Raw genomic sequence first — 16,857 nt, forward strand, 5'->3', positions numbered from 1 at the left:
TTTACTATTTATTTTAAAACGAAGTAGTATAGTCAAATTAGAGGCATTTTCTGAATTTGTTATTTCTGTGCTTAGCTTTAATTTTTGCTATACTAATATCTAAATTGAATTTTTATTATCAATAGGGAGTGCAAATGGAATGACGCGAGAAAAAATTGCGATAGATATGGATGAAGTCTTAGCTGATACACTAGGTGAAATCATTGATGCAGTAAATGAACGAGCTAATCTAGGGATTACTATCGAGGCTCTAAAAGGTAAAAAATTAAAACACATGATGCCTGAACATGAAGGATTGGTAACTGAAGTATTAAGAGAACCGGGCTTCTTTAGACGTTTAAAAGTGATGCCACATGCTCAAGAAGTAGTTAAGAAATTAAACGAGCATTATGATATTTATATTGCTACAGCAGCAATGGACGTCCCAACATCATTTCATGACAAATATGAATGGCTTTTAGAATTTTTCCCATTTTTAAATCCTCAACATTTTGTATTTTGTGGTAGAAAAAATATTGTCAATGCCGATTATCTCATCGACGATAACCCTAGACAACTTGAAATCTTTGAAGGTAAACCCGTTATGTTTACAGCATCTCATAATATTAATGATGATAGATTTGATCGAGTAAGCGGTTGGAGAGACGTAGAGAATTATTTCCTAGGAAATTAAGTAGGGACATTCAATGTGATATACGACACCCTTATAGAGCTTGGAATATCGTTCCAAAAATAATAGCAGTAAGATGATTTCAATTAGAATCGTCTTACTGCTAATTTTTATATTTAAAACTTAGTTGAGTATGACTTCACGTGCGTAGAGCGCCGTCGTGTCACTTTTTTAATTGGTAGGGTCTGGGAAAGTAAGAAGTTGAATCGCTTTAGGTAAAACTTCAATCTCGATAGGCGTTTCTAAGCTGATTTCACCATCAATATCGACTTTCATATTAGGCTCAGTAGAGAGCGTGAAATGTCGACCTGGAATATGCCCAATACCTTCAGTAATCTCATTCCAATTCATACTATCTCTTTTCTTGAAAATATCATTCAAAATACTAAAGCTTTGCTCATCAAATATGAACGCATTTGCTTCACCATCTTGAGGAGATAAATCGGTTAAAGGTATACGTCCGCCTCCAATATTAGGACCATTAGCTATGAGAAGCATAGAAGTATGTCCTTTTTCTTCTCGACCATCGACATTGAGCGTAAAGTCAAATTTACTAGGGTTCATCAATGTCTTAACTGTAGACCCTATATAACTTAACTTTCCAAAAACATCTTTAGAACCTTCTTGGACATTTTCAGCATTTTGAACAATTAATCCTAAGCCCACAAAGTTTAGCACATATGTATCATTTACTTTCAATACATCATAAGATCCAACCTGTGCCGATAGCAATTGTGAACTTGCATTTTTAAAATTAGAATCTAAATTCAATGTCTTAGTAAAATCATTAAATGTGCCTCCAGGAATAATGCCGATAGGGAGGCTTAAATCATGTCGCATGACACCATTGACTAATTCATTGACTGTGCCATCTCCACCTAAGATAAATAAAATGTCGATATCTGTACCATATTCATGGTTTTTAATGGATTCACAATATTTAATAATGTCTCCTTCGTTTTCACTTAATTGTATTGATAAGTGTATACACATTGAACTTAGAGATTTCGTTACTTCGCCAAGTCCTTCATATATATCTTTCAAACCACTATGTTCGTGGTAAAACAGGACGCCATGGTTATATTTATTTTCCATTATGCATGCCTACTTTCGTAAAATTCTCTTAATCTATTAATTACCCTTTTTAGTAAAATAATAGCAAATGATTAGAAGTTATACCCATTATAAAATAAAAAAACTGCAAGTCGAAAATAATCGAATCGCAGTCATGATAAATTGATTAACGAATACCTTTCATCGCTTTAATGATTTTAGGACTAAAGGCAAGAATGATGAAGGTAATCATAGCTGTAGTAATACCTAAGAATATGAAATAATTTGTTTGACCTAGTGGATCAATTAATTTTACTAACGTACCATTAAATGCTTGAGCAGATGCATTTGTTAATAGCCATAAACTCATCATTTGTGCATTGAATGCTTTCGGTGCTAATTTAACTGCCGCACTGTTACCAGTAGGAGATAAGCACAATTCACCAACGACACAAATAATATATGAAAGGATAACCCAGTTGACTGAGAAATGTGCGCTGCCATAAATGCTACCGATAATACCCATCATGATATAAGATGCACCTGCCATTAAAGCACCTATAACAAATTTGATAGGTAGACTAGGTTGGCGTCTTCCTAATTTTTGCCATACCGCTGACACTACTGGTGCAAATAATAGGATAAATAATGGGTTAATAGATTGGAATATGGCTTCGCCGAAATTCGTTTTCCAACCAAATAGATTTAATTTCATGTCGGAATGTTCAATTCCGTATATATTGAGAACGTTAGAACCTTGTTCTTGAATCGCCCAGAAAAGCATTCCTAAAATAAATAAAGGGATAAATGCTTTAACACGAGAACGTTCTGTATCTGTGACTTCTTTACTACGGATCATTGTAGTGAAATAAACAATTGGAAGTGCGATACCTAATATAAGGACTGTGTTACTTACTAAATCGAATGATAATGTATGTGTAATATAGGAAACAATCACTACAATAGCAATGATTGCTACGATAGCTCCAACAATTAAACTATATTTTTTCTTTTCGTCAGGTGAAAGTGGGTTAGTTGGCTTCATACCAACTTTACCAAGATTTTTACGATTAAATAAAACGTACCATACTAAACCAAGCGCCATACCAATTGCTGCGATTAAGAATCCACCGTGGAAATTTTTAACATTAATGAAGTGTTGTAAAATAATTGGTGAAATCAGTGCACCGAAGTTGACTGACATATAGAAAATAACGAAACCAGCATCCATACGTACATCATTTTCAGGATATAAACGACCCACAATATTTGAAATATTTGGTTTCATCAAACCTGAACCAATAATAATAAAGAACATTGATGCGAATAATCCAAACATTGCGAACGGTAAACTTAGACAAATATGCCCAAGGATAATTAATACTGCACCTATTAAAGTTGCACCACGTGTTCCTGTAATTCTATCTGCTATCCATCCTCCTGGAATAGAAGACATGTATATTAATGCACCGTATACGGACATAATTGACATTGCCGTAGTTTTGTCGATACCAAGTCCGTGATCTTGAATCGCAAAATACATATAAAAAATAAGCATTGCTCTCATACCGTAGTAGCTGAATCGCTCCCAAAACTCTACGAAAAAGAGTACGCCTAAACCTCGAGGATGCCCGAAGAATCCATGTTGAGGTATTTCTTGAACTGCTTGTTCATGGGAATTATTTGTTGACATAATATCATCCCATCCTTTCTTCCCCTAATAACCATATTAAATTGTTTAAAAATGATTGTACTATTGTGGATAATAATTTTCAATAATTTTCAAAAAATAAAAATAATATGAATATTCAGTCTATTTATGAATTTCATTACATTTATATGACAATTTGTGTCTTTATTTATATCAAATAAGAAAATAATTTTTATAACAAAAACCTCCATTGAATAAACACTTTCAATGGAGGGCGATATATTTAACGATTATCAATTTTTTCTGGGTACATATCATGATTCATTAAGCGATGTTCTGCCATTTTTTCATATTTTGAATTCGGGCGACCATAGTTTGTATAAGGATCAATTGAAATGCCACCTCTAGGAGTGAATTTACCCCAAACCTCAATATAGTGTGGATCCATTAATTCAATTAAATCATTCATAATAATATTCATACAATCCTCATGGAAATCGCCGTGATTTCTAAAGCTGAATAAATATAGCTTTAATGATTTAGACTCCACCATTTTGATATTAGGAATATATGAAATATAAATTGTTGCAAAATCTGGTTGGCCTGTAATAGGGCATAACGATGTAAACTCTGGGCAATTAAATTTAACGAAATAGTCACGCCCCTGATGCTTATTATCGAATGTTTCTAAAACATCTGGTCTGTAATCAAAATCATACGTATTGTTTTGATTTCCTAGTAATGTAATATCTTGTAATTCATCTTTTTGACGTCCTTGTTCCATTATATTGGCTCCTTTAACTTTCTTTTATACTAGATTCTCTTCGTGCCTTTTCAAACATATAGTAACTTGCACCGATAATCACAACATAACCTACAGTCGCAAACATATCAGGTGTTTCTCCGAATAAGATAAAGCCGAATAATGCTGTGAAAATGATTGAAGCATACGTAAAGATTGAAATATCTTTTGCAGGAGCAAAACCATATGCTAGTGTGATACCAATTTGTCCAACGGCTGCTGACAATCCTGCACCTAGTAGATATAAGATTTGCACTGTTGTCATAGGTTCAAATGTAAAAATTGAGAAAGGTATCAATACGACCACCGAGAATAAAGAGAAATAAAATACAATTGTATATGGTTTCTCACGAGTGCTTAGTGCACGAACGCATGTATAAGCTGATGCGGCAAAGATACCTGAGAATAATCCTGCTATTGAAGGGATAACAGAAGAAGAAAATTCTGGTTTTACAATTAATAACATACCTAATATGGCTATAATCATAGCTGATATTTGATATTTACGTACCTTTTCATGTAGGAAAATTAGACTTAAAAGAATCGTCCAAAATGGATTTAATTTCATAAGTGTATCGGCATCACTTAGAACCATATGGTCAATAGCATATATATTTAGTAATACACCTATTAGACCTAAAGTTGAGCGAGATATGAGTAGAGGTTGACTGCTCAACTTCCCAAACATTGGTTGTTTATATTTAAAAATAAAAAATAATGGTATAAACATAGCTACAAAATTTCTAGCGAGTGATTTCTGAAATACAGGTAAATCTCCTGCAAGCCTGAAAAAGACTGACATAAAGCTAAATCCCACTGCAGAAATTAAAATAGCAATAATACCTTTTACTTTTGGATTCAATATTATCGCCTCAATACTATAAGATTAACGTAACTATATTAGCATAAATAAAATGGCTATGCATAAGTCCTTGCAAAATAAAAAATAGAGTTATATAATCTAAATACGAACACACGTTCTATTTTAGAGGCGTTATATCTTATAAGAATTTAATTGTGATTAATGAAAACATAAAGGTATAAAATACTTGTTGTTGTAGGTTGTATGAAACTTCTGTGCGAGATTTTGACCTCAAGTGCATCGTAGAGGGGCATGATTATTTTTGATTAAAAAGCAAGTAAATACCCTTGAAAAAATTTTTTATTTCAGAATAATGAGCTCTAATAACGTAGTGGTGCACTTTCTGAAAGATTAACTATTTTTCGTCAATAAACTTTAACTTTCATAAATTTGAGCACTTATGTATAATGAAACACAGAATATAGTATTAAATTTCAAAATCAAACACTACATATTGTGTTTACGAATTAAAAGTTAATATGTGAAATACAATCATTTTAATGCAAATTCACACTAAAGAATATGATAAATTATTGCTATTTTAGTAATCAGTTACAAAAAAGATAATTTGTCATATCGTGATGATTTAAGTTTTGACTACTATATATAGGGGTTATTTACTTATAGAGATACTAAAAGCATTAAAAAGGGAGTAGAACTGAAATAAATTAGTAAAATTAATTTCGTTGTTCCACATCCAACTTGCATTGTTTGCAAATTTCTTTATTAAGAAATTTTCTATGTTGGGACCCTGACGGCATGGATGACTAGGATTGAGAGCAACTTGATATAAGCAACTTTCATTTCAGACATCGACTGCTCATATATTAAATGAGGCTAAGTTAATCAATGATGTCCCAGTCGCATTTATAGATATGCTTTTCGATACAGTAAATTTAAGTATCAAAACTTTTAAATACAAAATTATATCGATGTACACCTCTATTTTAGTGGTGATTTTATTTTTTGAGCTAGTGAGTACTCGATATAACCATGACAGCTAAAGATTGAGGAAAGAAGGTGATCCAATGAAAGTAGTATATTTCTCATTTTCAGGCAATGTCAGACGCTTTATTCAAAGAGCAGGAATTGATGACACGATGGAAATTACTCAAGATAATTGTACAGAATCAGTAAGTGAACCTTATATCTTAGTTACTGGCACTATTGGATTTGGAGAAGTGCCACAACCCGTTCAATCTTTTTTAGAGGTAAATCACGCTCAATTACAAGCGGTAGCTGCAAGTGGAAATCGCAATTGGGGACAAAATTTTGCGAAAGCAGGCCGCACAATCTCAGAGGAATATAATGTTCCGTTATTGATGAAATTTGAAGTACAAGGCACGAATAACGATGTAATTGAATTTAAGGATAAGGTGGGTAATTTCAATGAAAACCATGGACGAGAAGAAATACAATCATATTGAATTAAATAATGAAGTAACTAAGCGAAAAGATAATGGTTTTTTCGACTTAGAGAAAGATCAAGAAGCTTTAAAAGTTTATCTTGAAGAAATCCATGATAAGACTATATATTTCGATGACGAAATCGAACGTTTACATTATCTTGTAGATAATAATTTCTATTTTAATGTGTTTGAAAAATATACTGAAGAAAGTTTAAGAGAAATTACTGAGTTTGCTAAATCAATCCATTTCCAATTTGCTAGTTATATGTCTGCAAGTAAGTTTTATAAAGACTATGCTCTAAAAACAAATGATAAAAGTCAATTTTTAGAAGATTATAACCAACACGTAGCAATTGTTGCCCTCTATTTGGCAAACGGTGACACTAAACAAGCTAAACAATTTATTTCTTCTATGGTTGAACAACGTTATCAACCAGCAACACCAACTTTCTTAAACGCAGGACGTGCGCGTCGTGGAGAACTTGTTTCATGTTTCTTATTAGAAGTAGATGACAGTTTAAACTCTATTAACTTTATTGATTCAACAGCTAAGCAATTGAGTAAAATTGGTGGCGGTGTTGCGATCAACTTATCTAAACTACGTGCACGTGGCGAAGCTATTAAAGGGATCAAAGGCGTTGCTAAAGGTGTATTACCAGTGGCAAAAGCACTTGAAGGTGGATTTAGTTATGCGGATCAATTAGGTCAACGTCCGGGTGCTGGCGCTGTATATTTAAATATTTTCCATTATGATGTGGAAGAGTTTTTAGATACTAAAAAGGTAAATGCTGACGAAGATTTACGTTTATCTACAATTTCAACTGGTCTTATCGTTCCATCTAAATTCTTTGATTTGGCTAAAGAAGGCAAAGATTTCTATATGTTTGCACCACATACGGTTAAACAAGAATATGGTGTAACTTTAGATGATATCGATTTAGAGAAATATTATGATGATATGGTTGCTAATCCAAATATCGAGAAGAAGAAAAAAGATGCTCGTGAAATGTTAAATACAATTGCCCAAACGCAATTGCAATCTGGATATCCATATCTTATGTTTAAAGACAATGCTAATAAAGTACATGCGAACTCTAATATTGGCCAAATCAAAATGAGTAATTTATGTACTGAAATTTTCCAACTACAAGAAACATCTGTTATTAATGATTACGGTACTGAAGACGAAATTAAGCGTGATATTTCTTGTAATCTTGGTTCTTTAAATATTGTTAACGTGATGGAATCAGGTAAATTCAGAGATTCAGTCCATACTGGAATGGATGCTTTAACTGTAGTGAGTGATGAAGCTAATATTCAGAATGCACCAGGTGTTAAAAAAGCAAACAGCGAATTACATTCAGTTGGTTTAGGTGTAATGAATCTTCATGGCTATCTTGCTAAAAATAAAATCGGTTATGAATCTGAGGAAGCAAAAGATTTTGCTAACATTTTCTTCATGATGATGAACTACTATTCTATTGAACGTTCAATGGAAATTGCTAAAGAACGTGGAGAAAGATATCAAGATTTTGAGTCTTCAGATTATGCTAATGGTAAATATTTTGAATTTTATACTTCACAAGAATTTGAACCTCAATTTGAAAAAGTTCGTCAATTATTTGAAGGTCTAGATATTCCAACATCAGATGATTGGAAAGCATTACAGAAAGAAGTTGAACAATATGGACTATATCATGCGTATAGATTAGCGATTGCGCCTACACAAAGTATTTCATATGTTCAAAATGCAACAAGTTCTGTAATGCCAATTGTAGATCAGATTGAACGTCGTACTTATGGCAATGCTGAAACGTTTTATCCTATGCCTTTCTTGTCACCTGAAACAATGTGGTATTACAAATCAGCATTTAATACTGACCAAATGAAATTAATTGATTTAGTTTCAACAATTCAAACTCACGTAGACCAAGGTATTTCAACTATTTTATATGTTAATTCAGAAATATCTACACGTGAACTTTCAAGATTATATGTTTATGCACATTACAAAGGATTAAAATCACTTTATTACACAAGAAATAAACTATTAAGTGTAGAAGAGTGTACAAGTTGTGCAATTTAATTAGATAACTCAAACAAATCAACCACTAGAGAATATTTCAATCACTTAGAAATGATGACATTCATCCATTTCTATGATTGAAATGCTCTATATTATACATAAACAGACAGGAGGATTTTCATGAAGGCAGTCAACTGGAATACCCAAGAAGATATGACGAATATGTTTTGGCGTCAAAATATCTCACAAATGTGGGTAGAAACAGAGTTTAAAGTTTCAAAAGATATTGCAAGTTGGAAGACACTATCAGATTCTGAAAGAGAAACATTTAAAAAAGCATTAGCAGGGTTAACTGGTCTAGATACACATCAAGCAGATGATGGTATGCCTTTGATTATGTTACACACGACTGATTTAAGAAAAAAAGCTGTGTATTCATTTATGGCTATGATGGAACAAATTCATGCTAAGAGTTACTCTCATATTTTTACGACATTACTTCCATCTAGTGAAACAAACTATTTACTAGATACATGGGTTATTGAAGAACCTCATTTAAAATATAAATCAGATAAAATTATCGATAATTATCATAAACTCTGGGGAAAAGAAGCTTCAATCTTTGACCAATATATAGCGAGAGTTTCAAGTGTATTCTTAGAAACATTCTTATTCTATTCTGGTTTCTATTATCCTCTTTATCTTGCTGGACAAGGTAAAATGACAACTTCTGGTGAAATTATTCGTAAAATTTTATTAGATGAATCAATTCATGGCGTATTCACTGGCTTAGATGCGCAAAGTTTACGTAATGAACTTTCAGAAAGTGAAAAGCAAAAAGCTGATCAAGAAATGTATAAATTATTAAATGAACTTTATGATAATGAAGTTTCATATACGCATTTACTATATGATGATATTGGTTTAACTGAAGATGTTCTAAACTATGTACGTTATAACGGTAATAAAGCATTATCTAACTTAGGATTTGAACCATATTTTGAAGAACGTGAATTTAATCCTATTATTGAAAATGCATTGGATACATCTACTAAGAACCATGACTTCTTCTCAGTTAAAGGTGATGGCTATACGTTAGCGTTAAACGTAGAGGCTTTACAAGATGAAGACTTTATCTTCGATAAATAAGATGACATATATTAAGGAGATTCCTATTAAAATGAGTAGGAATCTCCTTTTTTGCGTGTAAAAAGTCATAAATGATAAATAATGTTAATTATTACGAACTATCGTATAGAAATATTTATAAAGAAAATTTCAAAAAATGTGAAAAGCTATTGAAAAACGATAACATAATCTATAATATTAATGGTAATGATAATCATTATCATTATCATTTAAGTCGGTTATTAACTTCGCATCATACATATTTAGCAAGGAGAATGACTAATGAAATTTATATTTAAAGGTTATACCTTATTTATTTTATTAGTGATTTTAACTATTGTCTCTTTATTTATAGGAGTGAGTCAGCTCTCTCTCTTAGATATTTTCCATTTAGATGATGAACAAATGAACATTTTGCTTTCAAGCCGTATTCCTAGAACGGTGAGTATCCTCCTTTCAGGAAGTTCACTTGCATTAGCAGGATTAATTATGCAACAGATGATGCAAAATAAATTTGTAAGCCCTACCACTGCAGGTACTATGGAATGGGCGAAATTAGGTATTTTAATTTCACTACTGTTCTTTCCAAATGGACATATTTTAATCAAATTATTATTCGCTGTTGCTTTAAGTATTATTGGGACTTTTATATTTGTTCGATTAATTAATCTTATACGTGTAAAAGAGGTCATTTTTGTTCCACTCTTAGGGATTATGATTGGTGGTATTATATCCAGCTTTACCACATTTATAGCGTTAAGAACAAATGCGTTACAAAGCATTGGCAATTGGTTAACTGGAAATTTTGCCATTATAACGAGTGGTCGTTATGAGGTATTGTATCTCACTATACCTTTACTTATTCTAGCGTTTGTTTTTGCAAATCATTTTACAATTGCAGGTATGGGAAAAGACTTTAGTCATAATTTAGGTGTAAGTTATGAAAAAATCATTAATATCGCATTATTTATTACTGCAACGCTAACAGCTTTAGTCGTTGTTACAGTAGGAACGCTACCATTTTTAGGATTAATTGTACCGAATATTATCTCTATTTACAGAGGTGATCATTTGAAAAATGCATTACCGCACACACTCATGCTCGGTGCGATTTTTGTATTAATTGCTGATATTATTGGCAGAATCATTGTTTATCCTTATGAGATTAATATTGGGTTAACGATAGGTGTATTTGGCACAATTATTTTCCTAATCTTGCTGATGAAAGGTAGGAAAAATTATGCAAATGAGCTCTAACAAAAAAATAAGTATACTAGTCGTTATAGCAATTTGTATGGCCATTTTTTATTTATTTGTAGGTTTAGACTTTAATATATTTGAATATCAATTCCAAAGTCGTTTTAAAAAATTCATTCTTATCCTATTAGTAGGTGCAGCAATAGGAACCTCAGTAGTTATTTTTCAATCTATTACTACAAACAGATTATTAACTCCTTCCATTATGGGACTTGATTCAGTTTATTTATTTGTCAAAGTATTACCCATTTTTATATTAGGTGAGCAAGCTGCCGTAGTCACAAACATTTATCTTAATTTTTTAATTACCTTGATTGCTATGGTGTTATTTTCATTACTACTATTTCAAGTCATATTTAAACTAGGTCACTTTTCAGTCTATTTTATCCTATTAGTCGGCGTGATATTAGGAACATTCTTCCGTAGTATTACAAGTTTCCTCCAACTTATAATGAATCCAGAATCTTTCTTAGCGGTTCAAAGTGTCATGTTTGCTAGCTTTGAAGCATCAAATTCTAATTTAGTAAGTGTCTCAGGCATATTGTTAGTTATCTTAATTGTTGTAACAATTATACTTCGACCTTATTTAGATGTACTTCTATTAGGGCGAGCGCAAGCAATTAATTTAGGTGTATCTTATGAAAACATGACGCGGTTGTTACTTATTTTGGTTGCCTTACTTGTCTCTATATCCACTGCATTAATAGGCCCTGTAACGTTTCTTGGTTTATTAACAGTCAACTTAGCACATGAATTCATGAAGACCTATGAACATAAATATATTTTACCTACGACAATACTTTTTAGTTGGATCAGTTTATTTATGGCGCAATGGGTAGTTGAAAACCTATTTGAAGCAACCACTGAATTCAGTTTAATAGTGGATTTAGTAGGTGGTAGTTACTTCATTTATTTACTTGTTAAAAGGAGAAGTGCAAATTGATTCAAATTCAAAATTTAGACAAAACGATTGAGAATAAACCTATTTTAAAGGATATTAGTGTTGATATTGAAAAAGGGAAACTGACTTCTTTAATAGGACCTAATGGTGCTGGCAAAAGTACATTATTATCTGCGATGAGTCGCTTATTTAACTGTGACAATGGCACAATTTCGATTGAAGACAAAGTAATATCAGATTATAAAACTGATGATTTAGCTAAAAAATTAAGTATTTTAAAACAATCCAATCATACTGAAATGAATATTACTGTTGAGCAATTAGTTAACTTTGGTCGTTTTCCATATTCGAAAGGACGAATGAAGAAAGAAGACCATGACAAAGTAGATTATGCCTTAGATTTATTACAACTAAAAGAAATTAGAAATCGTAATATCAAAACACTATCAGGAGGTCAGCGTCAGCGTGCATATATTGCTATGACGATTGCTCAAGATACTGATTATATATTATTGGATGAACCTCTAAATAATTTAGATATGAAGCACTCAGTACAAATTATGCAAACGTTACGAGAATTGTGTCGTAAATTAAATAAAACAATCATTATCGTATTACACGATATTAATTTTGCTTCTTGTTATTCAGACAATATTATTGCACTTAAACAGGGTGAAATTGTTAAAGCTGATGTTAAAGATAATGTTATTCAGTCTGACATATTGAAGAAATTATATGAAATGGATGTCCGTATAGAAGAAATAAGAGAGCAACGTATTTGTTTTTTTTATGATGAAGCTACTTTTGACTCAGTTTAATCTTAGTAATTTAGACTCATAGTTAAAGGGGTGATGCATGTACAGAGATAAAAAGAAGAGTTTAAATGTAACGCTGCACTTAGGTCAAATTTTATTAAGGAGTCGTACAAATGAAAAAAACTGTCTTATTTTTATTATTATCTTTAGTTTTAGTTTTATCGGCTTGTAGTAATGGTTCGAATAATAATGATTCAGATTCTAAGAATAAAAATAGTGATTCAAAAGAAACTATAACCATCAAGAATAACTTTGAAGCAAACGGTAAGGAACGTGACGGAAGTGATGCTAAAAAAATATCTAATACTGTCAAAGTTCCAAAGAATCCTAAAAATGCCGTAGTATTAGATTATGGTGCACTTGATGTGTTAAACGAATTAGGTGTGGCAGATAAAGTAAAAGGCTTGCCTAAAGGGGAAAATAATCAATCTTTACCTAAATTTTTAGATAAATTTAAAGATGATAAGTATATCAATACAGGGAATTTAAAAGAAGTAAACTTTGATAAGGTTGCATCAGCGAAACCAGAAGTTATCTTCATTTCAGGAAGAACAGCTAATCAGAAAAATTTAGACGAATTTAAAAAAGCTGCACCAGATGCCAAAGTAGTATATGTCGGTACAAGTGATGATAACTTAGTTAAGGATATGAAGAGAAATACAGAGAATTTAGGAAAAATCTATGATAAAGAAGATAAAGCCAAAAAAATTAATAAAGACCTAGATAAAAAAATCTCTGGAATGAAAGATAAAACTAAAGGCTTTAATAAGAAAGTAATGTACTTATTGGTAAATGAAGGTGAATTATCAACATATGGTCCAGGAGGACGTTTTGGTGGTTTAGTATTTAATACATTAGGATTTAAACCTGCTGATAAAAAGGTAAGCAATAGTCCGCATGGTCAAAACATTAATAATGAATATATTAACAAACAAAATCCAGATGTAATTTTAGCAATGGATCGTGGGTCAGTTGTAGGTGGTAAATCAACGACTAATCAAGTTCTAAAAAATAAAGTTATTAAAAATGTAACAGCAATTAAAAGTAATAATGTATATGAATTAGATCCTAAACTATGGTACTTCTCTTCTGGTTCTTCAACGACTACTATCAAACAAATTGATGAATTAAACAAAGTAATCGATAAAGCAGAAAAGTAATTTTATAAAAAAGCTCCTAAACTGATTTTTTAATGAAATCCAGTTTAGGAGCTTTAATATTATAATCAACGTCTTATCACGTTTTTCTATATTTCGAAATATAAATGGTAATGAAATTTACATCTGCTATTAAAATGTGCTTTGCAGTTGGGGCACATTTCAACCATCATATAATCATGTATACTCATTTCATGGTTACAAACGCCACACATAATCACTTTTTTATCAAACTCTTTTTCTGTCCATCTTTTTATAGCATGAGATTCATGCTCCTCATGACATTTGTAACACGGATAATATTTATTACAACATTTAAACTTAATAGCAATAACATCTAAAAAAGAATGATAGTGAGTACATCTGGTCTCTTTGTCTATAACTGATCCATATATTTTAGGCATAGATAGATGTACCTCCTTACAGAATTAGCTCTCAGGATGCTCTCCAATAATACGTACTTCAGTATTAAGTTCAACATCAAATTTTTCTTTTACTGTCTTTTGTACGTAATGAATTAAGTCTTCATAATCCGTAGCTGTACCATTATCTACATTGACCATAAATCCAGCATGTTTCTTAGAGACTTCTACGCCACCAATACGGTGACCTTGTAACTCAGAATCTTGAATAAGTTTTCCAGCGAAATGACCTGGAGGACGTTGGAATACACTTCCGCACGAAGGATATTCTAACGGTTGTTTTGATTCACGACGTTCAGTTAAATCATCCATTTTAGCTTGTATTTCATCTAATTTACCTGGTTCTAATGTGAAAGCAGCTTCAAGTACTACGAGGTGTTTCTTCTGAACAATACTATTTCGATAATCAAGTTCTAATTCTTCGGTAGTGAGTTTAATTAAGTCGCCTTCTTCGTTCACACAAAGTGCGTAATCAATACAATCTTTAACCTCTCCACCGTAGGCACCAGCATTCATAAATACTGCGCCACCAATTGAACCTGGAATTCCACACGCAAATTCTAGACCAGTTAATACATAATCACGTGCCACTCTTGAAACATCAATAATTGCAGCGCCACTACCAGCTATAATTGCATCGTCTGAAACATCAATATGATCTAAAGAAAGTAAACTTAGAACGATGCCCCGAATACCACCTTCGCGTATAATAATATTTGAACCGTTTCCTAAGTATGTAACAGGAATATTATTGTTATAAGCATATTTAACAATCGATTGTACTTCTTCGTTTTTAGTGGGTGATAAATAGAAATCCGCTTCTCCACCTGTTTCAGTATAGGTATAACGTTTAAGTGGTTCGTCCACTTTAATAATGTCTTCGGGAATAATTGACTTTAAATCACGTAAGATGTCATTTTTATTCAACGTCTTGAACATCCTTTCTCAACTTCTTAATATAAGTACTATTATATCAACTTTAAAAGTTATTTGCGAAATTTGAATATATTATTTTAACATTATATAGACACATAGGGATGATGTATCTTATGTTTTATATATCAACTTAAATTAACTTAATTGCTTATGTATCTTTTCAAATAAGTTTTGTTTTTGATTTTCATACATACGAATCGTCTGGACATGTTTCAATATATCTTGCTTTTTCTTTGAAAATAATTGTGAAATTTCATTATCTTGAGATAATACTTTATCAACATTTTGATATTGTTCAAACAAAGGAGTATTTAACTGTATGATATGTAATCTTACTTCTTGTTTAAGTTCGCTAAAGTTATTAAAACGTGCCATCATCACTTTCTTTTTATAAGAGTGGTGTAATCGATAAAAACCAGCATAGTTTAATCGTTTCTCATCTAGCGCTGTAATATCATGTAAATTATCTACACCGACAAGCACGTCTAGTATAGGTTCTGTTTCATAATTAAAATGACGTGTACCACCGATATGTTGCGTGTATTTGACTGGTGAATCTAACAAGCCAAACAAAATATTTTTAACGCGAAGATATTCTTTCTCAAAAGATTTATGAGACTCATTTTTAACTAAAGGTTGGACATATGCGTACATAAATTACTCCTTAAAAATTAATCATTCTCAAAAATACAGTAAAGTCTGACATACTATAACACAATTCATTTTCATAATAAATACGTTTATGTATAATGTTTAATGATAAGGGGTGCAGATATGAAAAAATTACTATTTATCACTACAATTGTTATTTTTGCTATTACTTTGACTGCATGTGGAAGTAAATCAACTAAAGATTTAAAGGATTTTGAACATCAATATAAAGATGTTAAGCAAAAGCAAGAAAATGTTGAAGAAGTTATAGATAAGATACATTTAAAAGAGTTAGATAATTTGAGTAAAACAGATACGACCGATAAAAATAAAAAAGAATTTATTGCACTTCAAAAGGATATTAATAATTATCTCATTCCCGAATTTAAAAAATATAAGAAATCTACACAACAATTACCGGCAAAAACAAATGATGTTAAAAAACTCCGCGCAACTTATTTAGAAAGTGTGAAATCAAAAGAATCTTCAATCAAAGATTTAAAATCATTTGTCGATTTATGTAATCGTTCAATTAAAGACAATGAAGACATATTAGATTATACGAAACTTTTCGAGAAGAATAGATCGCAAGTAGAGTCCGACATCAATAAAGCTACAAATAAAAGTGATGCAGATCAATTAACGTCTAAGCTAGAGGCAAATAATAAACAATTAAAATCTACAGCTAAAAAATATCTCGATTCTTCTACAACTGATTCAGATTCAGCTAAGAAAGCAATCAATGATCACATTTCACCGTTGATTGACAAGCAAATTAAAGATATTAACCAAACAAATATATCTGATTCACATGTAGATAATGCGAGAAAAAATGCGATTGAAATGTATTATAGTTTACAAAATTATTATGATACGCGTGTAGACACAATTGAAGTAAGTGAAAAATTATCTAAAATTGATGTCGATAAACTTCCAAAAGAGGGTAAAGATATCTCTAACAAAGATAAAGACTTCAATCAACAATATAATGAGTTAAAAGAAAAAGTAAATTAGATGAGATTTATATTAAATAAAATAAAAATTGATGGTTAACATTACACAGCAGAGTGTGTATAATTGTACCCACTGAGATGATTTTTGGGATATGAATATCACG

At 31.4% G+C, this 16,857-nt stretch carries 16 protein-coding genes; 9 read left to right on the plus strand and 7 right to left on the minus strand.

Annotated features, from left to right (window positions below):
• Positions 1-139 precede the first annotated feature (139 nt).
• Positions 140-673, plus strand: a complete 534-nt coding sequence (locus CD155_RS00720; protein ID WP_002441473.1) for a 5' nucleotidase, NT5C type — start codon at positions 140-142, stop codon at positions 671-673.
• A gap of 168 nt (positions 674-841) precedes the next feature.
• Here the strand turns inward: CD155_RS00720 and CD155_RS00725 are convergent, their stop codons facing one another.
• The 4 genes from CD155_RS00725 to CD155_RS00740 form a co-directional block, all read right to left on the minus strand.
• Positions 842-1,765: a diacylglycerol/lipid kinase family protein gene (locus CD155_RS00725; RefSeq protein WP_103212262.1), complete on the minus strand. Its 924-nt coding sequence runs from the start codon at positions 1,763-1,765 to the stop codon at positions 842-844.
• Positions 1,766-1,910: 145 nt separating this feature from the next.
• The gene (locus tag CD155_RS00730) at positions 1,911-3,416 is read right to left on the minus strand and encodes a peptide MFS transporter (RefSeq protein WP_103212263.1); all 1,506 of its coding nucleotides are present in this window, start codon (positions 3,414-3,416) and stop codon (positions 1,911-1,913) included.
• Positions 3,417-3,657: 241 nt separating this feature from the next.
• Positions 3,658-4,158, minus strand: a complete 501-nt coding sequence (gene queF, locus CD155_RS00735; protein ID WP_002441476.1) for a preQ(1) synthase — start codon at positions 4,156-4,158, stop codon at positions 3,658-3,660.
• Between the two features lie 13 nt (positions 4,159-4,171).
• Entirely contained in the window at positions 4,172-5,038 is an 867-nt protein-coding gene (locus CD155_RS00740) for a DMT family transporter (RefSeq protein ID WP_002441478.1), read from the minus strand.
• Positions 5,039-6,066: 1,028 nt separating this feature from the next.
• Here CD155_RS00740 and nrdI point away from each other — a divergent pair.
• The 7 genes from nrdI to CD155_RS00775 all read left to right on the plus strand — a co-directional run bounded on the left by nrdI (position 6,067) and on the right by CD155_RS00775 (position 13,734).
• Positions 6,067-6,465, plus strand: a complete 399-nt coding sequence (nrdI, locus tag CD155_RS00745) for a class Ib ribonucleoside-diphosphate reductase assembly flavoprotein NrdI (RefSeq protein ID WP_037541178.1) — start codon at positions 6,067-6,069, stop codon at positions 6,463-6,465.
• On the plus strand, positions 6,428-8,533 hold the full coding sequence (gene nrdE / locus CD155_RS00750) for a class 1b ribonucleoside-diphosphate reductase subunit alpha (RefSeq protein ID WP_037541181.1): 2,106 nt from the start codon (positions 6,428-6,430) through the stop codon (positions 8,531-8,533). The genes nrdI and nrdE overlap by 38 nt, the downstream gene beginning before the upstream one ends.
• A gap of 120 nt (positions 8,534-8,653) precedes the next feature.
• Positions 8,654-9,622, plus strand: coding sequence for a class 1b ribonucleoside-diphosphate reductase subunit beta (gene nrdF, locus CD155_RS00755; RefSeq protein WP_002441483.1), 969 nt, complete (start codon positions 8,654-8,656; stop codon positions 9,620-9,622).
• A 261-nt stretch (positions 9,623-9,883) separates the two neighbouring features.
• Positions 9,884-10,858, plus strand: coding sequence for an ABC transporter permease (locus tag CD155_RS00760; RefSeq protein ID WP_103212264.1), 975 nt, complete (start codon positions 9,884-9,886; stop codon positions 10,856-10,858).
• Entirely contained in the window at positions 10,842-11,801 is a 960-nt protein-coding gene (locus tag CD155_RS00765; protein ID WP_070832354.1) for an iron chelate uptake ABC transporter family permease subunit, read from the plus strand. The genes CD155_RS00760 and CD155_RS00765 overlap by 17 nt, the downstream gene beginning before the upstream one ends.
• Entirely contained in the window at positions 11,798-12,577 is a 780-nt protein-coding gene (locus CD155_RS00770) for an iron ABC transporter ATP-binding protein (RefSeq protein ID WP_103212265.1), read from the plus strand. The genes CD155_RS00765 and CD155_RS00770 overlap by 4 nt, the downstream gene beginning before the upstream one ends.
• A 110-nt stretch (positions 12,578-12,687) precedes the next feature.
• A complete protein-coding gene (locus CD155_RS00775) occupies positions 12,688-13,734 on the plus strand; it encodes a ferrated catecholamine ABC transporter substrate-binding lipoprotein SstD (protein WP_103212266.1) in 1,047 nt (348 codons plus the stop codon).
• A gap of 86 nt (positions 13,735-13,820) precedes the next feature.
• On the opposite strand, the gene CD155_RS00780 is transcribed toward CD155_RS00775, so the two are convergent.
• From CD155_RS00780 to CD155_RS00790, 3 genes are all read right to left on the minus strand, one after another.
• Positions 13,821-14,135 carry a CHY zinc finger protein gene (locus tag CD155_RS00780; RefSeq protein WP_002441494.1) on the minus strand — a complete coding sequence of 105 codons (315 nt, stop codon included), beginning with the start codon at positions 14,133-14,135 and terminating at the stop codon, positions 13,821-13,823.
• A 24-nt stretch (positions 14,136-14,159) separates the two neighbouring features.
• Complete coding sequence (gene murB, locus CD155_RS00785; protein ID WP_002441495.1) at positions 14,160-15,092, minus strand: UDP-N-acetylmuramate dehydrogenase; 933 nt, start codon at positions 15,090-15,092, stop codon at positions 14,160-14,162.
• 132 nt (positions 15,093-15,224) lie between these two features.
• Complete coding sequence (locus tag CD155_RS00790; RefSeq protein WP_103212267.1) at positions 15,225-15,743, minus strand: GrpB family protein; 519 nt, start codon at positions 15,741-15,743, stop codon at positions 15,225-15,227.
• Between the two features lie 120 nt (positions 15,744-15,863).
• Here CD155_RS00790 and CD155_RS00795 point away from each other — a divergent pair, with 120 nt between their 5' ends.
• Positions 15,864-16,754 (plus strand): EMYY motif lipoprotein, encoded by an 891-nt coding sequence (locus tag CD155_RS00795; protein ID WP_037541183.1) that lies wholly within the window; start codon positions 15,864-15,866, stop codon positions 16,752-16,754.
• Positions 16,755-16,857: the final 103 nt, after the last annotated feature.

Source organism: Staphylococcus caprae (assembly GCF_002902725.1).
Lineage (GTDB): Bacteria > Bacillota > Bacilli > Staphylococcales > Staphylococcaceae > Staphylococcus > Staphylococcus caprae.